At 65.5% G+C, this 18,333-nt stretch carries 13 protein-coding genes; 3 read left to right on the top strand and 10 right to left on the bottom strand.

Translation table 11 applies throughout. The annotated features are described in order from the left end of the window. Positions 1-28: 28 nt before the first annotated feature. The 3 genes from trpA to FJ950_RS03740 all read left to right on the top strand — a co-directional run bounded on the left by trpA (position 29) and on the right by FJ950_RS03740 (position 3,318). A complete protein-coding gene (trpA, locus tag FJ950_RS03750; protein ID WP_140615143.1) occupies positions 29-868 on the top strand; it encodes a tryptophan synthase subunit alpha in 840 nt (279 codons plus the stop codon). Between the two features lie 48 nt (positions 869-916). Next, complete coding sequence (gene accD, locus FJ950_RS03745; RefSeq protein WP_015314369.1) at positions 917-1,843, top strand: acetyl-CoA carboxylase, carboxyltransferase subunit beta; 927 nt, start codon at positions 917-919, stop codon at positions 1,841-1,843. Positions 1,844-1,992: 149 nt separating this feature from the next. Next, a complete protein-coding gene (locus FJ950_RS03740; protein WP_140615141.1) occupies positions 1,993-3,318 on the top strand; it encodes a folylpolyglutamate synthase/dihydrofolate synthase family protein in 1,326 nt (441 codons plus the stop codon). A gap of 192 nt (positions 3,319-3,510) precedes the next feature. Here FJ950_RS03740 and FJ950_RS03735 read toward each other — a convergent pair whose 3' ends face one another. The 10 genes from FJ950_RS03735 to FJ950_RS03690 all read right to left on the bottom strand — a co-directional run bounded on the left by FJ950_RS03735 (position 3,511) and on the right by FJ950_RS03690 (position 18,218). Continuing rightward, the gene (locus FJ950_RS03735) at positions 3,511-3,792 is read right to left on the bottom strand and encodes a cupin domain-containing protein (RefSeq protein ID WP_140615139.1); all 282 of its coding nucleotides are present in this window, start codon (positions 3,790-3,792) and stop codon (positions 3,511-3,513) included. Positions 3,793-3,924: 132 nt separating this feature from the next. After that, positions 3,925-4,248, bottom strand: a complete 324-nt coding sequence (gene trxA, locus FJ950_RS03730; RefSeq protein ID WP_015314366.1) for a thioredoxin — start codon at positions 4,246-4,248, stop codon at positions 3,925-3,927. 74 nt (positions 4,249-4,322) lie between these two features. Further along, positions 4,323-7,829 carry a double-strand break repair helicase AddA gene (gene addA / locus FJ950_RS03725; protein ID WP_140615137.1) on the bottom strand — a complete coding sequence of 1,169 codons (3,507 nt, stop codon included), beginning with the start codon at positions 7,827-7,829 and terminating at the stop codon, positions 4,323-4,325. Then, entirely contained in the window at positions 7,826-10,960 is a 3,135-nt protein-coding gene (gene addB / locus FJ950_RS03720; protein WP_140615135.1) for a double-strand break repair protein AddB, read from the bottom strand. Before addB ends, addA begins: the two co-directional genes overlap by 4 nt. Beyond that, entirely contained in the window at positions 10,957-11,679 is a 723-nt protein-coding gene (locus FJ950_RS03715; protein ID WP_181171045.1) for a nucleotidyltransferase family protein, read from the bottom strand. Before FJ950_RS03715 ends, addB begins: the two co-directional genes overlap by 4 nt. 2 nt (positions 11,680-11,681) lie before the next feature. After that, positions 11,682-13,193, bottom strand: a complete 1,512-nt coding sequence (tsaE, locus tag FJ950_RS03710; protein ID WP_140615131.1) for a tRNA (adenosine(37)-N6)-threonylcarbamoyltransferase complex ATPase subunit type 1 TsaE — start codon at positions 13,191-13,193, stop codon at positions 11,682-11,684. A gap of 8 nt (positions 13,194-13,201) precedes the next feature. Then, the gene (locus tag FJ950_RS03705) at positions 13,202-15,742 is read right to left on the bottom strand and encodes a PAS domain-containing sensor histidine kinase (protein ID WP_140615129.1); all 2,541 of its coding nucleotides are present in this window, start codon (positions 15,740-15,742) and stop codon (positions 13,202-13,204) included. A 188-nt stretch (positions 15,743-15,930) separates the two neighbouring features. Beyond that, entirely contained in the window at positions 15,931-17,331 is a 1,401-nt protein-coding gene (ahcY, locus tag FJ950_RS03700; protein WP_015314360.1) for an adenosylhomocysteinase, read from the bottom strand. A 192-nt stretch (positions 17,332-17,523) separates the two neighbouring features. After that, entirely contained in the window at positions 17,524-17,820 is a 297-nt protein-coding gene (locus FJ950_RS03695) for an HPr family phosphocarrier protein (protein ID WP_015314359.1), read from the bottom strand. Next, on the bottom strand, positions 17,817-18,218 hold the full coding sequence (locus FJ950_RS03690; RefSeq protein ID WP_140615127.1) for a PTS sugar transporter subunit IIA: 402 nt from the start codon (positions 18,216-18,218) through the stop codon (positions 17,817-17,819). Before FJ950_RS03690 ends, FJ950_RS03695 begins: the two co-directional genes overlap by 4 nt. Positions 18,219-18,333: the final 115 nt, after the last annotated feature.

Below are 18,333 nucleotides of genomic sequence, written 5' to 3'. Positions count from 1 at the left end.
TGAGCAAAATTCGTCCAAAGGGCCTGACATGACAACCCGCATCGACCGCCGCATGGCGAAGCTGAAGGCCGAAGGCCGCCCGGCCCTCGTCACCTATTTCATGGGTGGCGACCCCGACTATGCAACCTCGCTGTCGATCATGAAGGCGCTGCCCGGCGCCGGCTCCGACATTATCGAGCTCGGCATGCCGTTTTCCGACCCGATGGCCGACGGCCCGGCGATCCAGGCGGCGGGCCTCAGGGCGCTCAAAGGCGGCCAAACGCTGGTCAAGACGCTTAAGATGGCGTCGGACTTCCGCGCCGGCGACGATGAAACGCCGATCGTGCTGATGGGCTACTACAACCCGATCTACATCTATGGCGTCGACCGCTTCCTGAAGGACGCGATCGCCAGCGGCATCGACGGGCTGATCGTCGTCGACCTGCCGCCGGAGATGGATGAGGAACTCTGCATCCCGGCGCTGAAGGCCGGCATCAATTTCATCCGGCTGGCGACGCCGACCACCGACGACAAGCGCCTGCCCAAGGTGCTGCAGAACACATCCGGCTTCGTCTACTACGTGTCCATGACCGGCATCACCGGCTCGGCGCTTGCCGACACCGGCAAGGTCGCCACAGCGGTCCAGCGCATCAAGGGTCACACCAACCTGCCGGTCTGCGTCGGGTTCGGCGTCAAGACCGCCGAACAGGCGCGCGTGATCGGGGCCAACGCCGACGGCGTGGTCGTCGGCACGGCGATCGTCAACGCGGTCGCGAACGTGCTGGGGCCGAAGGGTGAAAAGACCGCCGATCCGGCGGAGGCAGTCGCCACGCTGGTCAGCGGCCTTGCGCAAGGCGTGCGCTCGGCCCGCCTTGCTGCCGCCGAATAGTTTCCCTACGTCTTTACCCAACTCTTCGTCAGGACAGGAGCCGAAGCGATGAACTGGATCACCAATTACGTTCGCCCGAAGATCAATTCGATGCTCGGCCGGCGCACCGACATGCCCGAGAATCTCTGGATCAAGGATCCCGAGACCGGCGAGATGGTGTTCCACAAGGACCTGGAATCCAACCAGTTCGTCATCCCGTCTTCCGGCCATCACATGAAGATCTCGGCCAAGGAGCGGCTGAAATTCTTCTTCGATGACGGCAAGTACGAGACCCTGGACAATCCCAAGGTCATGCAGGATCCGCTGAAGTTCCGCGACGAGAAACGCTATGTCGACCGGTTGAAGGACGCCAAGGCCAAGACCGGCCTGGAAGACGCCATCATCAACGCGCTGGGGACCGTCGAGGGCTTGCCGGTGGTGGTGACGGTGCAGGATTTCGCTTTCATGGGCGGCTCGCTCGGCATGGCTGCGGGTGATGCCATCGTGCATGGCTTCGAGGTCGCCTTGCAGCGCAAGCGGCCGTTGATCCTGTTCGCCGCCTCCGGCGGCGCGCGCATGCAGGAAGGTATTTTGTCCCTCATGCAATTGCCGCGCACCACGGTTGGTGTCGACCGGCTGAAGGAAGCCGGCCTGCCCTACATCGTCGTGCTGACCAACCCGACCACCGGCGGCGTCACCGCCTCCTATGCCATGCTGGGCGACGTGCACATCGCCGAGCCCGGCGCGCTGATCGGTTTTGCCGGGCCGCGTGTCATCGAACAGACCATCCGCGAGAAGTTGCCGGACGGCTTCCAGCGCTCCGAATATCTGATGGAGCATGGCATGGTCGACATGGTGGTGTCGCGGCTGGAGCTGCGCGAGACCATCGCCCGCCTGTTGAAGATGCTGCTCAAGATGCCGGAAGAGCAAAAGCCTCTGGAACCGGAAATCTTGCCGCCGGCCGTGGTTGCCGCCGAAGTCCGGCCGCAAGCTTGACGCTACACCGACATGACGTGAGACTGGCCTGACGCGACATTGGCCGCCGCGAACAGCGATTGCGCGGCATCCGTTGCACGCTGTAGCCTTTTGATAGCCGTGGTCTTTGCGGGAGCGATTCTGGCTCCAGGCCATGCACGGGATTTGCCATGACGACGCTTGCCGCGGACCGCGAAATCGAAGCCCTGATGGCGCTTCACCCGAAGGGCTTCGACCTTTCGCTCGACCGCATCTCGCGGCTTTTGGAGCGGTTGGGCAATCCGCAGGACCTGCTGCCGCCGGTCATCCACATCGCGGGCACCAACGGCAAGGGTTCCTGCGCAGCCTTCTCGCGGGCGCTGCTGGAAGCCTCCGGCCGGCTCGTCCATGTCCACACTTCTCCGCATCTGGTCAGCTGGCACGAGCGCTACAGGCTGGCCGCCGAAGGCGGGGGCAGGCTGGTCGACGACGACATCTTCGCGGAGGCCATTGCCCGCGTTGCCAAGGCCAATGCAGGCCAGAAGATCACCGTCTTCGAAATTCTCACCGCCGTCACCTTCATCCTGTTTTCGGAACATCCGGCCGATGTCGCGATCATCGAGGTCGGTCTTGGCGGCCGTTTCGACGCCACCAATGTCATCGCGCGGCCGGCCGTGTCGGTGATCATGCCGGTGTCGATGGACCATGAGGCCTATCTCGGCGATCGCGTCGAACTGATCGCCGCCGAAAAGGCCGGGATCATGAAGCGTGGCTGCCCGGTGGTCATCGGCGCGCAGGAAAGCGAGACGGCGCTGCAGGTGCTGATCGACGCCGCCGAGCGGCTGGAATGCCCGACCCTGGTCTACGGGCAGGATTTTCTCGCTTTCGAGGAAAACGGCCGCATGGTCTACCAGGACGATGATGGGTTGATGGATCTGCCGCCGCCGCGCCTGCCCGGTCGCCACCAGTTCGCCAATGCGGCTGCTGCGATCGCCGCGGTCAAGGCGGCCGGCTTCGAGATCAGCCACCGCGCCGCCGAGAAGGCAATGACCAACGTCGCCTGGCCGGGCCGCATGCAGAAGCTGGCGCAGGGCCGGCTGGCGGAACTGGCGCCGAAGGGCGCCGACATCTGGCTCGACGGCGGCCATAATCCCGGCGCTGGCGTCGTCGTCGCCGAAGCGCTGGCCGAGCAGGAAGAAAAGAACCCGCGTCCGCTCTTCCTCATTTCGGGCATGATCAACACCAAGGACCAGGCCGGCTATTTCCGCGCCTTCAAGGGCCTCGTCCGGCATGTCTACACCGTGCCCGTGAGCATGAGCGATGCCGGTGTGCCGAATGACGAACTGGCGATCCGTGCCACGGAAGCCGGGCTGACGGCCGAGCCGGTAAGCTCCGTCGCCAGCGCCCTGATGCTGCTGCGCGACACCTGGGACGGCCCAACGCCGCGCATCCTGATCGGCGGGTCGCTCTACCTGGCCGGCGCGGTTCTCGCCGAGAACGGCACGCCCCCAACCTGAGGCCGCCCATTGCCTCGTTATCCCAGGGCGTAGCGAGGAGCGAAGCGAAGCAGCGGTGCGGAATTTCCTTCAACTGCATTCGTCGAGGGCCGTCACGGCATGGATACCAAGGTCTTCGCGACGGAGCTTCGCTCCTGCTTCGCCCTGGTATGACGAAGTTAAGGAGGCTTCGGTCAACGTCAGGATTGCCGCTTACTTCAGCTCGATCTCGATAAAAGCGTACTCGCCCTCATTGGCGCTGACGACGTCGTGTTCCACTCCCTCCTTACGGAAATACGGCGCGCCTTTCTTCATCTCGGCGAAGGTTTCGCCGTCCTTGGTCACCAGCTTCAGCTTGCCGTCCATCAGTGGCACCACGAGATAGTCGTGGCCGTGGCGATGCCAGCCGGTGTTGTCGCCCGGCTGGAAGCGGTACTCGGTGACGATGACGCGTTCGTTGTCGATGAAGACGGTGGCCTTGGCGGATCCGGTCATTTCTCTCTCCCTGCTTCTGCTGCCAACAGAGGACATGGAGTGGCCCGATGTGAGGGCCAGAGCGGCGCACCGATGACGCCAACAAAAAGCCCGGCGCGATGGCCGGGCTCAATGCTTCGAATTCAGATGGCATCAGGCGAGATTGCCGTTGACCCAGTGCGACAGTGCGGTCTTGGGCGCGGCGCCAACCTTGATGTCGGCCACTTCGCCGCCCTTGAAGATCATCAGCGTCGGGATCGAGCGCACGCCAAACTGGGCGGCAAGCTCGGGATTTTCGTCGATGTTCAGCTTGGCGATCTTTACCTTGGCGCCGAGCTCAGTGGCGATGTCTTCGAGCGCCGGTGCGATCATCTTGCAAGGGCCACACCATTCCGCCCAGAAATCAACCACAACCGGCACCTGGGCATTAAGCACGTCAGCCTGGAAATTGTTCTTGTCGACCTTGACGGTGGTCATGCGGAAATCCTTTCGAAATTTTTCGTCCCACCAAATGTGGTGGTTGTCGCGCCCTTCTTCAAGCAGTTCTTGTGTCACGCTCCCGTGAGTCGGGCAAGGGCGTCGTCCATGGCCCGGGACGGCAGTTCGATCAGCCTTGGCGCTTCGGTGAACAGCAGGGCTGCCTTGACCTCCCGCCCGGGGTAAAGCGGCTGCAGCAGGGCGCGATAGAGCGCGAGCTGAAGCAGATAGGCCGGCGGGACTTCCGCCAGGGAGGCAGGTGCGGGCCGGTTGGTCTTGTAGTCGACGATCGAGACCGCGTTCGGGGTCACCGCCAGCCGATCGATCTTGCCCGAAATGGAGCGGATCTTGCCCTTGACCTCCAGGCTGCCCATGATCGCGACCTCGGCGCGCGAGGAGGGCGCGAACAGATGACCGAGGCCGGGGTCGGCAAGGATGGCGATGACCGATGCCAGGGCCTTTTCACGCTCGGCCTCAGGCCACGCCGCACCCGTTCGGGAGAGATAACGCTTCGCAGCGTCCTCCCGTGCGTCCTCGGCGATGCCGGGCAGCATCTGCAGCAGTTTGTGCAGGGCGAGCCCGCGCAGCACGGCAAAACCCGGCTCGGCAGCGGCGTCCAGCACCGGCGACGCCTTGTCGACAACCGCTTCCTTGCCTTCCTCGATCAGCGCCGAGGCGCCCGACGGCGACAGGGGACGCGGCAGGTCCTCGAAAGGCGGCAAGGGCCTGAACAGGGTCGCCGGCAGGGGGCTGAAAGCATCGGCCTGCCGCGCCTGTTCGCCCGGACTTGGCGCAACCGGCGGCAGTTTGGTGACGTGGAAACGGTAGACAGGCTCCCCGTCGGCAGGATGCGGACGCTGTTCGCTTTCGGGCGCGCCGCTCAGCGCGCGGCTGACGATCGAATGCCAGGTGCCGGCGTTCGGCGCCCGCTTGCCGTGATAGCCGCAGACGACAAGCCGATCCTCGGCGCGCGTCATGCCGACATAGAGCAGCCGGCGGTACTCGTCGTCGGCGAGTTCGCGGGCGCGAGCGGCGGCCGTCTTCGAGAAGCCGTTGGCGACGTCGCTGGCCGAACGCCAGAGATAGCCCCTGCCATCCCAATGTCGGCCAGAGCCGTCGAAAGGCATCAGGCGCGGCAAATGCTGGTCGCTGAACGGGGCGGAACCGCCGTCGACCAGGAACACCACGGGCGCCTCCAGGCCCTTGGCCGCATGCACGGTCATGACCCGGACTTCATCGCGGGTCTGGTCCATCTCGCGCTTGATCTCGGGCCCGGCGTTTTCCAGCGTCGACAGGAAGGCTTCCAGCCCGGGCAGGCCGGTCCGCTCTTCGGCAAGGCAGAAGCTCAGGAACTCATCGAGGATATCGCCGGCTTCCGGCCCGAGCCGCGCGATCATCTTGCGGCGTACGCCATCGCGCGCCAGCAGGGCGGCATAGAATTCGAACACCGGCTTGAAGGCGGCCTCGTCAGCCCAGGCGTCGAGTTGCGCGACGACCGCCGCGAGCGTTTCGCTTTCGCCGGCATGCTGGCGCAGCGATGCCGCCAGCGACACGCCGGACGGCCGCTGCGCGGCGAGCGTGAACAGTGTCTCTTCCGGCAGGTCGAAGACCGGGCTGCGCAGCAGAGCGGCGAGTGACAAATCGTCCTGCGGCTGGATCAAAAGGTGGCCGAGCGCGATCAGGTCCTTGACGGCAATATGGCCCGACAGGCTCAGCCGGTCGGCGCCGGCAACCGGGATGTCGCGACGCTTGAGCGCGCGGGTCAGCGCGTGGACGAAGCTGTCGCGCTTGCGCACCAGCACCAGCACGTCGCCCGGCCGCAGCCGCTTGCCACGCCCCTCGATGATTTCCCCCTTGCCGATCCAGCCGGCAATGGTGGCCGCGACATTCTCGGCGACGCGTACCGCCGGCGCATGGGCATGATCGATCGCTTGCGCCCAGTCGTCGGGCTCGTCGACGGCCTCGGCACCGACCGACGGCCAGACCTCGACATAGCCTGGCGCATCGGTGCGGATGGCCTTGTGGTTCAGCGGATCGGGATCGTGGCTGATGCCGCGCCGCACGATGGGATCGGCAAAGACCCGGTCGACGGCGGCCAGCACATCGTCCGTGGAGCGGAACGACCAGGTCAGCTTGAGGTCGGCGAAGGACGCTTCGGCATCGCGCACACGCCCGGCGAATAACAACCGGCTGTCGGCGAAGGAGTCGGGTGCCGCACCCTGGAAGGAGTAGATCGACTGCTTCTCGTCGCCGACGGCAAAGACCGTGCGGTGGACCCGCTCGCGGGCGCCGAAGCCGGCAAAGAATTCTTCCGCCAGCCGCTTCACCACCTCCCATTGATCCGGGCTGGTGTCCTGCGCCTCGTCGAGCAGGATGTGATCTATGCCCTGGTCGAGCTTGTATTGCACCCATGGGCCGGCATCGGGCCGCGCCAAAAGGTTCACTGTGCGGGTGATCAGGTCGTTGAAATCGAGAAAGCAGCGGCCGCGCTTCAGCACTTCGTAGCGTGCGATCAGCCAGTCGGCGATGGTCAGGGCCGCGCGGGTGCCCTCCAGCATCCGGAATAGCGCCAGCCGGTCGACAGTCTCCATGATGGCGCTGGCGGCCGACAGATAGCGCTCGGCAAGATCAGGCAGCCGGTCGGTGAGCGCCTTTTTGAACGCCTTTGCCGGATCATAAGGATCGCCGTCGGTCTTGAGGAAGGCTCTTGCAAGCAACTGCAGCCGGCGGAGAGGGTCGCTCTCGGCGAAGGCCAGGCGCGCATAGGGCAGGATGTTGTTCAACACCGACCTGGCGTCGGTGGCTTCGGCTGCCTGGGCAAAGCCGGAAAAATAGTCCGGCAGGAAGCCAGGCAGCGGCCATACAGATGCCGCTATGCCTTCGGCGGTCTGGCCGGGCTGGAAATGGAATTCATCGAACAGCGGCTGGAAGCCGTCACGCCCCACAGCATCGAGGAAATGGCGCAACCCGTCACGCTTGCGCACGATCTCGCCAAGCAAGGCGTCGAGACCGGCTTCACCGCCGCGTTCCAGGATAGTGGCGAAGGCCTCCGCCAAAGTCCTGTCGCCGGCGGCGGAGATCATCTCGCGGCGCGCAGCGGCAAAAAGCGAGGCCTCCATCTGGCTGTCGAGCATTTCGAAATGGGCGGGGATGTTGGCTTCCAGGGGGAACTGATGCAGAACGGATTCGCAGAAGGCGTGAATGGTCTGGATTTTCAACCCGCCAGGCGTCTCCAGCGCCTCGGCGAACAGGCGGCGGGCACGGCGCATGGTGTCGCGATCGGCCCGGCGCCCTTCCAGCGCCTCTATTCTGGCGGCCAGCTCCAGATCACCCAGCGATGTCCATTCCGACAGCGTGGAGAAAACCCGGTTCGACATGTTGGCGGCCGCGGCGCGCGTATAGGTCAGGCACAATATCTTCGAGGGATCGGTGCCGTTGAGCAGCAGCCGGATGACGCGCTGGGCCAGCACGTGCGTCTTGCCCGATCCCGCATTGGCCGACACCCAGGCCGAATTGCCGGGATCGGCGGCCCGCGCCTGGCTCGAAGCCGTATCGCTGGGGATCGGATAGGCTTTCTTCATGCCTCCCCTCCCTCATCCCCGGCGTCGCCGCCGGCGGACCATTCGAGCACGCGAGCGAGGTGGTCGTAATCGCCATCGGTTTCGCCTTCGCGAAACGGCAGCGCGCGTGACAGATAGCCGGTCGCCGGGTCGCCATAATGGATCAGCAGTTTTTCCAGTCGCGCCCAGGCCTCTTCGGCAAGATCGGCGGCGGTGCGTGGTTGGCGGTTGTGTTCGAGTATGGACTCCTCGAACACCTCGCCATTCGGCTTCAACCTGATGAAGGCCAGTTGCGACGGTTCGCGCGTGCCCAAATCCTTGAATGCGCCACGCCTGAGCAGCGCCCCTTCCAACGCCAGTTGCGGCGCCAATAGCGTATGGGCCTGTGCCTTGGAAGGCGATGAGCCCGTCTTGTAGTCCAGAATGTCCGCCATGCCGCCGGCCAGCAGGTCGACACGGTCGGCATAGCCGGACAGCGTTACGCCGGACTGTCCGACCACAGTCTTGCCGGCGCGCTCCTCGGCATGCCGCTGGATGACCGCGTCGGCGCGCGTTCGCTCCCATTCGATGATGTTGGCGGCGAGCTTTTCGAACCGCGGCCACCACACCGCCTCGACATCGGCGGGAAGCGCCGCCTCGGCAAAACAGGCGCGGCCGGCGGCGATGAGCCCGGCCAATGCGTCCGGCCCGCGCGGGTCGGCCACCTCGGACGAAAAGAGATGCAGGATGGCGTGAAACAGCGTGCCGCGCTCCGCCGCACCCGGATCGCGGACGAGCGGATCGAGCGGCGTCAGGCCAAGGATCCTCCGGGCATAGACAGCGTAGGGGTCGCGGCGCAGCGTCTCGATCTCGGTGACAGAGAAATGCGTCGGGCGGACCGAGAGCGGTGGCTTCGGCTGCGGCCGTGGCGCGAAATCCCGCTTCGGCCCCGTGTCGAGCGCGCGCGCCCAGGCGAGCAGTTCATCGCCGCGCCGGCGCAGTGCCGCCGCCTGATCGTTGCCAATGAAGGTGAGCAGCCGCTGCAACCAGCGCGACGGCACGGCGGGCGCGTCGCCGGCACGCGCCGAGCGGGCCAGCACCACATGTCTCGCGCCCATGGCCATCTGGAAATCGTGCGCGGCAAGCCCGATGCGCCGCTCCGGCGGTTCTAGGTCGATGCCGGTCTTCATCAGCCGCGACATGAAGCGGTCGCTCTCCGGCTTGCGCGGCCAGACTCCTTCGTTGAGCCCGCCGATTACCAGCGTGTCGACATCCTGCAGCCGCGCCTCCAGGGCGCCCCAGATGGCGATGTTCCTGTCGGTGCCTTGCGCTGGCTTGACGGTCTCGGGCGCGATCAGCGCCTCCATCACATCGGGCCATTCGATTGCCGCGAACGACAGCCGCGCCGAAGCCGCGACCAGCCCGCGCAGCAGTTCGGCGAGTTTTTCGCCGGCATCGCCGGCGTAGAGTTCGCCAAGACCACCGTCGGCGGAACGGCCGAGATTTTCCAGGGCAACGACGCTGGCTTCGACCAGCTCGGCAAGGCCGGCCTCCGCCTGGCCGCGAAAGGCCGAAAGCGGCGCCAGCGCGTCAGCCAGGCGTGCGAGAAGGGTCCGCGCAACCTCAATGGAGCGCACGGTCAGGCGGGCAAACCAGAACGGCGGCCGGCTGCCGTCGCCTAGCCCGGTGAGGCGGGCCTCGAAAAGATCCGGCAGCGAAGCGATGTCGGGGCGGCCGGTGCCGCCGCGCAGCGCCACCAGTTCGACCAATTCCGCCGCGTGGCGCACGTTGACCCGTTCCAGACCCAGGCCAAGCAGGGGATGCTTGAGCAGCGACAGCAGGCCGACCGGATCGCCCGGCCGGAACACCGCTTCGAGCGCCAGCCTGAGCAGGCTGGCCGCCGGCGTGTTGGACAGCGGCGTGCCGCCGGAATCGTCGGCAACGACACCGAAGCGCTTGAGCTCGACCGAGACGCGGCGTGCCAGCGCGCGGTCGCCGGTCACGAGAGCGGCCCTTTGGCCGGGTTCTTCCACTGCCTGCTTGAGCGCGACGGCGATCGCGACGGCTTCGTCGCGCTCGCTTGCCGCCTCCAGCAGCGTCACGTCGGCGAAGGCGCCGGCAATATCGGACGCTGAAAACCCGTTTCGTGTTTCCGCCCACAATTCCGTGGTCTCGGCCGGCCGCAGCGCCTCGCCGACAAGGGCGGCGCGGCGCGCGAGCTTCGGCTCGGCCGCACCGATCTCCTCGACATCGCCGCGCAGCACGCCGATCTTGCCGATCAGCTTTGCCAGGCCGTATTGCGGATGGCCCAGCACGGCTGGACGCGCGCCGGGAGCGACGAGCGCCTGGAAGGAGGCTTCGTCGAGCATCTGGTCCAGCCCGGGCAGCACGATGGCACCGCCGGACAGGCCGGCGATGGTCGCAAGCAGTTCCGCCGTGGCGGGTATGGAGCCGGTGGACCCCGCGGCTATGACCGGCCCGGCGGGTGGATTGCGCCGCAGCCGCGCGGCCTCGGCACGGATCAGGGCGCTGCGATGCGCGGCTGGGTTGGAGCGGTCGCTCTCTGCGAGGAATTTCGGCCAGGCATCGGTGACGATGCCGAGGAATTCGAGCGTGACCTGCCACCATCCGGCAAGGTTGCCACTGACGAGCCCGGCAAGTTTGGCCCAATCGGTGCCTTCCGTCTCGATCTCGTCCATCAGCCCGGCCAGATCGCGCGCCAGCCAGATCGCGTCGGCGGTGGAGGCCGGGACGACGATCTCCTCGGCGAAGAGGACCGCGACATGGGCGGGCAACCGGCGTTTCCACGCCCGCACCAGCGGCGTCAGCAGCAACAGTCTCTCGGTGGCGGGGATCGCGGGCGCGAGATCGATTGCCGCCGTTGGATCGGTCTCGAATGCGGCCTCATCCTCGTCGAATTCGCCGAGCGGCCGGATCACCGGCAGGATCGCCGAACCGCCGCTGCCACGCGCCTTCAGGCTGTCGACGAAGACGCCGCGCAAGGCACGTGCGGCCCGGCGCGTCGGCACATAGATGGTAACATCGGCCAAAGCGAGGGGGTCACCGTCGAACCGAAAGCCGGAGACAAGGCGGCCGTCAAGCAGCGCCTCGGCCAGCGTCGGCAGAAACGGCGCTCCGGAGGGAATGGAGAAAACGCGGCTTGAGCCGCTCATTGCGATCCGATGAGTGCGCCGGCCACTGCGTCTTCGGCGAGCGGAATGGCATCGGGCGTGCCGACGGTTATCCAGTGGCCATGCATCGGCATGCCGAACAGGCGGCCGGCGGCAATCGCCTTGTCGAAATAGGCATTGAGCGAATGCGGTTCGGCGGGTGCGTTTTTGAACAGGCGCGGATGGATGATCGCGGCGCCGGCATAGATCAGGCCAGCGGGGTCGCCTTTTGAACGCCGCAGGGCGCCATCCGGCGCCACCAGGAAATCGGTGCTGCCACAGTGCCCTGTCGCCTGATGGAGATCCGCCAGCATCAGCAGAATATCCATTTTCGCGGCGTCCCATGCAAGGGCAAGCCGCCCGAGATTGAGCTCGCCGTGGTCGATCCAGAATGTATCGGCGTTGAGGATATAGAACGGCTCCTGGCCGAGCTCCGGCAGCGCCTTGACGATGCCGCCGGCGGAATCGAGCAGCCGGTCGCTCTCATCGGAAATGACGATGCGCGGCGCGCGGCGCGCGGCCACATGAGCGACGATCTGTTCGGGAAGGTAATGGACATTGACCACCGCCTTGCCGACGCCGGCCGCCGCCAGGCTGTCGAGGCCCCAGTCGAGCAGCGTCTTGCCGGCGATGCGGACCAGCGGCTTGGGGATAGCGTCGGTGATCGGCCTCATGCGCTTGCCGAGCCCGGCGGCAAGGACGATGGCGGTGTCCGGTTTCATTGTCACAGCGCTCGTTCCTCCAGCAGCCCGTGCGCGCTATAGAAATCCCGCAGGTCGGCGAGCGTGGGATGTGACAGCGCCCGCCTGAGATAATCGCGGATGCGCGGCAGGTGCCTGAGATAATAGGGTTTGCCGTCACGTTTTTCGAGGCGCACGAAAATACCCAGAATCTTGGAATTGCGCTGCGCGGCCATGATTGCATAGGCTTCGAGGAAGCTTTCTTCGTCGAAGCCGCCCGCTGCATGACGTGCGGCGACATAGGCGTCGAGCGTCCGCTTCTCGATCTCGGGTGCCATTGTGACGCGAGCGTCCATGGCGAGCGAGGCGACGTCATAGGCGCAAGGCCCGATCAGCGCGTCCTGGACGTCGACGATGCCGAGCCGGTCGAGGCCGGATCGCTTGCCGCGCCAGATGATGTTAGGCGAGTGGAAGTCGCGCAGCATCAGCGTGTATTCGCTGCCTTGCAGCCGGTCGAGAAGCGCATTCCATGTCTTGTGGTAGCCGGAACGCAGCGCCTCGCTTGCCGGCTCGCCCGATATCGCCGGCACGTACCAGTCGATCAGCAGGTCCGCCTCGATCAGCATGGCGTCGCGATCAAAGGGCGGCACGTCATGAACGACGCCGGGAGCCGCCTCCATGCGGTGAGGCCAGGCCTTGCCGTGCATCATGGCAAGCAGTTCGGCCGCCGCCTCGTAACGTTCGGCGACCGGCTCGACATTGCCGTCGAGGAAACCTTCCGAGCCCAGATGCTCGAGCAGCAGGAAACCCTGGTCGAGATCCTGCGCGTCGATCCTGGGCACCGCGACCCCGGCGGCCAGCAGCGCACGGTCGATTGCGACGAAGGCGGACACCGACTGCGCCGTATGGGCGATCACGGCATAGGGTTTGCCGTCGCGCACGGGCGGGCCGAGCACCAGCCGCGGCGAGTTCATCAGCACGCGCGGCGCCTCGCCGGCAAGCGTTACGATCTCGTAGGAGCGGGCCGAGGCATCGCCGATGAAATGCCGGCGCCGCGCTTGCCCCCAGCCGGCGCTCTCCAGAAAACCGCGCATGGCCAGCGAGCGCGCGACACGGTCGAAGGTAACCCCTTGCCCCGACAGTCGGGCCAGCCGGCCCTCGCCATGCTGGACGAGTTCGATCAGCACCGTCGCCTTGGGCAGGTAGCCGTCAGCCCGTTCAGGCCATTCGATCAGGGCGGCACCTTGCGCCAGCGACTCCTCGAAGCCGAGTTCGTCGAGCTCGGTCGCCGAGGACAGGCGGTAGAGATCGAAATGGTGAACCGGCACGCGGGTATCGTAGCTCTGTACCAGCGTGAACGTCGGGCTCGGCACTTCGAGACCGGCATCGTCGGCCAGCGCCCGGATCAGTGCCCTTGCCAGCGTCGACTTGCCGGCGCCGAGATCGCCCTTGAGCGCCAGCACGTCGCCCACGCGCAGCGCCAACGCCAGATCCTCGCCCAGCCGGGCTGTCTGGGTCTCGTCGGCGAGCAAACGCTCCAGCACCGGTTCCGTCATCGAGCGCGCTACTCGGCCGCTGCGCGGATACCCGGCATGTCGGGAAAGGTGCAGATGACGGTCGTGCCCTTGTCCTTGCCGGTTTCGATGCGAACGGCGCCGCCATGCAGTTCGACAAAGCTCTTGACGATCGACAGGCCGAGGCCGGCGCCGCGCCGGCGGCCCCCATTGGCGCGCGGTTCGAAGCGGCGGAACACCGAATCGAGCACATCGGGCGGCATGCCAGGCCCGTCGTCGTGAACCGAGAACTCGACCCCGTCCGCCAGCTGGCGGCAGGCCAGCCGGATGGTGCTGGCCTCCGGCGCGTAGTTGGCGGCGTTGCTGAGCAGGTTGTAGAGGATCTGGCGGATGCGCGTTTCGTCGCCATGGAACGTCTTCGGCGCGGCGGCGGCATCGACCGCGAGCCGGATCGAATGCTCCTCCAGTCGGTCGGCGACAAGCTCGGCGGCAGCCGCGATGGTGCGGTCCACGTGCACCTCGGAAATGTCGAGCTGCATGATGCCGGCATCGACGGTCGCCAGGTCGAGTATGTCGTTGACGATGGTCAGCAGCACCGAGGAGGACGAGCCGACATGTTCGACATATTCGCGCTGCTTCTGCGTCAGCGGGCCAGTCGCCGGCAGCGACAGCAGCTCGGTGAAACCGATGATGTTGGTCAGCGGCGAACGCAGTTCGTAGGACACATGCTGGACGAAGTCGTTCTTGAGCTGGTCCGATTTCTCCAGCGCCTCGTTCCTGTCCTTGAGCGCGCGTTCGACATGGACGCTGTCCGTGACGTCGACGAAGGTCATCATCACCTGCCCGTTGGGCAGCGGAATCACGGCGTAGCGCAGCACGGTGCCATTGTTGAGCTCGGTCTGGCCGTGGCGCTCGCGGCGCTCGTCGTCGAAGCCGGTGATGGCGGCGACAAAGCCGGGCCAGGGGCTCTCGACCGCCTGCCGATCTGAGAGCTCGCGTATGGTCGATACGTGCACATTGGGCTTGGCGACTTCCGTGCCCAACCCCCACAGCGTGGCAAAGGCCGGGTTCGACAGCCGCAGCCGGCCATCGGGACCGAACACCGCCACGCCTTCGGCCAGATTGTCGAGCGTTTCGCCCTGGACCCGGACCGCGGTGCGGTAGCGGCTTTCGAGATCCATCTTCTCGGTCAGGTTCTCGAACACCCAGGTGACGCCGCCCTTGGGTTGCGGGTTGGCGACGACGCGGATGGTCTTGCCGTCCGGCAGGTGCCACCAGTGTTCCTGCGATTCGACCGCACGATAAGCGCCGAGCAGGCCTTCCTTCCAGCGGCGCCATTCCGGCTGTTCGGCGATCTTGCCCTCGCTGCGCAGCCGGTCGAGCAAAAGGGCGTTGTCGGGCGCGCTGTGCAGGAAGCCGCTGTCGAGCCCCCACAGTTTCTGGAAAGCCTGGTTGAAGAAGCGCAGCTTCTCGTTCGTGTCGAAGATGGCGACTGCCGTGTTGAGCTGGTCGAGCGTATCGGCATGGCTGCGCACGGTCCGCTCATATTCGCCGCGGATGGCCTCGATGGCGCTGGTGTCGCAGGCAAGGCCGGCCGAACCGTCGGCGCCGGCAAAGTCGGTCACGGCAAACACGCGGCGGTCGCCTTCGATCACCGTCGAAAGCGATTGCTCGAACACCGGATGCGATTTGTGCTGGGCGGCGATGGCCTCGCGCGCCTGGCCGCCGAGGAACTCCTGGGCGTCACGCACGGCGGCTTCAGCGTTCTCGGCTTCGACCGCGTCGGCATAGGCCCGGTTGACCCATTTCAGCCGGCCATGCTCGTCACGCAGCCATGCCGGCATCTTCAGCGCCTCGAGCAGGCCGATCATCGTGTCATGGTCGGCGGCCAGCCGCTGGTTTTCGATCTTGAGCCGGGCCTGGCTGCGCTGTGTCTCGGACAGCGAGACAAACCGCACCAGCACATGGGCCGCGCTCTTTCGGCCATGCACTTCCAACGGAGCGCCGGCCTGCGATTCCACCACCAGGTCGAACGCCCTGCCTTTTTCCCGCAAACCCGTCACGGCATGTTCGAGTGCCGCCGCCGAGCGCGGCATCAGCCAGCGCCCAAAGGCTAGGAATGCGGCCCGTTCCTCCGGCGCTCCGCTTTCGGTCGGCAATGTGCCGATGAGCTCGGGTTTCTTGTTTTCCGAGGCCCAGACCACCACACGCTGGTCGCGCAGATTGAGCAGCGCTTCCGAACGTCGCAACGCCGCGCTGATATCGGCGACGCGGCTTCTCAGCTCGACATTTTCCGCCGAGGTGCGCGCGCGTTCGCGAATGAGAACGATGGCCGACAGGAATGCCGCTCCCATCACTCCGGCAAAGACGGCTAGCTGCATGACCTCGATCGTGCTGACCGAAAGGCCGGCCGCCACTTCGGCGCCCTGGGCGCATGCAACCCCGCCAAGCAGCGGACCGGCAAGTGTGGAGCCGGCAAGCAACAGCCCCGCGCGGCCACGCCACGAAGGGCGCCGCGAGCCAGTGGTCCCCGAATCCTGATGGCCGCCGGAAACGGCCTGTCCCGCGTGAAGCGGGTTTTCCCCCGGCATGTCTTGGTCCTCTTCGCCGCCTGAATGCAAGACCGCCCTGACGCGTGCGCCGGTCCTCGCCCCTGGACCCGCGAATCACAACAATAGCGCCTGCTGGAATCGGCGTGAAGAATCATTCGGCGCAAAAATAATGCCGGGCGAAAAGTCAATCGCCCGGCATCAATATCTTGTAGCAAATTCGGCTTTGGTTAATAGCGGTAGTGTTCCGGCTTGAACGGCCCCTGCGGCGTGACGCCAATATAGGCGGCCTGCTCGCCCGACAGCTCGGTCAGGCGGGCGCCGAGCTTGTCGAGATGCAGGCGTGCGACCTTCTCGTCGAGATGCTTGGGCAGCACATAGACCTGGTTCTGGTACTGCTCGCCCTTGGTGAACAACTCAATCTGCGCCAGCACCTGGTTGGTGAAGGAGGCCGACATGACGAAGCTCGGGTGGCCGGTGGCGTTGCCGAGATTGAGCAGGCGGCCTTCCGACAGGAGGATCATGCGCTTGCCGTCCGGGAAGGTGATCATGTCGACCTGCGGCTTGACGTTGGTCCATTTCAGATTGCGCAGCGACGCAACCTGGATCTCGTTGTCGAAATGGCCGATGTTGCCGACGATCACCATGTCCTTCATCGAGCGCATGTGGTCGAGGGTAACCACATCCTTGTTGCCGGTGGTGGTGATGACGATGTCGGCGGTCGGTGCCGCATCTTCCAGGGTGACCACTTCAAAGCCGTCCATCGCCGCCTGCAGCGCGCAGATCGGATCGACCTCGGTGACCTTGACGCGGGCGCCCGCGCCCTTGAGCGAGGCGGACGAACCCTTGCCGACGTCGCCATAACCGCAGACGACCGCGACCTTGCCGGCCATCATCGTGTCGGTGCCGCGGCGGATACCGTCGACCAGCGATTCCTTGCAGCCATATTTGTTGTCGAATTTCGACTTGGTGACCGAATCGTTGACGTTGATGGCCGGGAAGGGCAGCAGGCCCTTCTTCTGCAACTGGTAGAGCCGGTTGACGCCGGTCGTCGTCTCTTCGGTGACGCCGCGGATCGCTTCCTTCTGCTTGGTGAAGAAGCCCGGCGAAGCCTTCAGGCGCTTCTTGACCTGGGCGTAGAAATATTCCTCTTCCTCGCTCTGCGGATTGGACAGCACGTCCTCGCCGGCTTCGGCGCGGGCGCCGATCAGGATGTACATGGTGGCGTCGCCGCCGTCATCGAGGATCATGTTGGAGAGGCCGCCATCGGCCCACTGGAAGATCCTGTCGGTGTAGTCCCAGTACTGTTCGAGGCTCTCGCCCTTGACGGCGAAGACCGGAATGCCGGTCTCGGCGATGGCCGCGGCGGCGTGGTCCTGGGTCGAGAAGATGTTGCAGGAAGCCCAGCGGATGTCGGCGCCGAGCGCCTTCAGCGTCTCGATCAGCACCGCCGTCTGGATCGTCATGTGCAGCGAGCCGGTGATGCGCGCGCCCTTGAGCGGCTTCTTGGCGCCGAATTCCTCGCGGCAGGCCATCAGGCCCGGCATTTCGGTTTCGGCGATATCGAGTTCCTTGCGGCCCCAGCCGGCAAGAGAGATGTCGGCGACCACATAGTCCTTGCTACCCGTCATGGCAGTGCTCCGATGCGAATTGTCTTGCTGTGAATTGATCGTTTGGCTTGCGAATTGGTTGCGGATGCGCCCGCGCCGGTCGGCGCGTCGAAGGGCGCGAATTGCCGGCCTGACTAGCAGATCGGGCTTCGCACGACAATGGGATATAAAGAAATCTTTATTCGTGCATGTCTCGGATGGCTGACTTCCGGGTCAGCACTCCTCGCCGAAACGGGAGGCGACGAGCTGCTCCAGCGCGTCCATGACCTCGAGCGCCTCCGGGCCGCTGGCGGTGACGCGGATCGAGTATCCAGGGCTGGCCGCCAGCATCATCAGGCCCATGATCGAGGTGCCGCCGACCTTGACGCCGTCCTTCTCGACATGGACCGAAGCGTTGAAACCGCTGGCAAGCTGGACGAATTTCGCCGAGGCGCGCGCATGCAGGCCGCGCTGGTTGACGATCGGAAACTCCCTGACGATCTGGTCCTTGTCAGGCGACAGCGTACTCATTTGCTGCTCAAAAGCTGGCTGGCGACGTTGATATATTTGCGGCCCGCGGCTTGCGCTTCATCGAGCGCGGCCGCCATGTTGTCGCCCTTGCGGATCGACGACAGCTTGATCAGCATCGGCAGGTTCATGCCGGCGATCACCTCGGTGCGGCCGGACTCCATTACCGAGATGGCAAGGTTGGACGGCGTGCCGCCGAACATGTCGGTCAACACGATCACACCCGCCCCCGTATCGACACGGGAGACGGCGTCGACGATGTCGCGGCGACGCTGCTCCATATCGTCGTCGGCACCGATCGCCACGGTTTCGAAATTGTCTTGTGGCCCGACGACATGTTCGACGGCATGTCTGAACTCGGTGGCCAGTTGACCGTGCGTTACAAGCACGAGTCCGATCATTCTTTGGTGGCTCCCGTCATCGCCGCTTCACAGGCGCATTTTATGCTCGCCAGCCAATCCAGGCGGCGGGAGCGCTATCTTGTCGACGCGCGGCCCGTTGACAAGCCCAAAATTG

Source organism: Mesorhizobium sp. B2-3-14, from assembly GCF_006442175.1.
GTDB lineage: Bacteria > Pseudomonadota > Alphaproteobacteria > Rhizobiales > Rhizobiaceae > Mesorhizobium > Mesorhizobium australicum.
This window is presented reverse-complemented; position numbering and strand designations above follow the sequence as displayed.

Bases quoted from the DNA above. Each gene is read 5' to 3' on its own strand.
- trpA (WP_140615143.1), top strand. From the start codon at position 29: ATGACAACCCGCATCGACCGCCGCATGGCGAAGCTGAAGGCCGAAGGC.
- accD (WP_015314369.1), top strand. From the start codon at position 917: ATGAACTGGATCACCAATTACGTTCGCCCGAAGATCAATTCGATGCTC.
- FJ950_RS03740 (WP_140615141.1), top strand. From the start codon at position 1,993: ATGACGACGCTTGCCGCGGACCGCGAAATCGAAGCCCTGATGGCGCTT.
- FJ950_RS03735 (WP_140615139.1), bottom strand. From the start codon at position 3,792: ATGACCGGATCCGCCAAGGCCACCGTCTTCATCGACAACGAACGCGTC.
- trxA (WP_015314366.1), bottom strand. From the start codon at position 4,248: ATGACCACCGTCAAGGTCGACAAGAACAATTTCCAGGCTGACGTGCTT.
- addA (WP_140615137.1), bottom strand. From the start codon at position 7,829: ATGAAGAAAGCCTATCCGATCCCCAGCGATACGGCTTCGAGCCAGGCG.
- addB (WP_140615135.1), bottom strand. From the start codon at position 10,960: ATGAGCGGCTCAAGCCGCGTTTTCTCCATTCCCTCCGGAGCGCCGTTT.
- FJ950_RS03715 (WP_181171045.1), bottom strand. From the start codon at position 11,679: ATGAAACCGGACACCGCCATCGTCCTTGCCGCCGGGCTCGGCAAGCGC.
- tsaE (WP_140615131.1), bottom strand. From the start codon at position 13,193: ATGACGGAACCGGTGCTGGAGCGTTTGCTCGCCGACGAGACCCAGACA.
- FJ950_RS03705 (WP_140615129.1), bottom strand. From the start codon at position 15,742: ATGCCGGGGGAAAACCCGCTTCACGCGGGACAGGCCGTTTCCGGCGGC.
- ahcY (WP_015314360.1), bottom strand. From the start codon at position 17,331: ATGACGGGTAGCAAGGACTATGTGGTCGCCGACATCTCTCTTGCCGGC.
- FJ950_RS03695 (WP_015314359.1), bottom strand. From the start codon at position 17,820: ATGAGTACGCTGTCGCCTGACAAGGACCAGATCGTCAGGGAGTTTCCG.
- FJ950_RS03690 (WP_140615127.1), bottom strand. From the start codon at position 18,218: ATGATCGGACTCGTGCTTGTAACGCACGGTCAACTGGCCACCGAGTTC.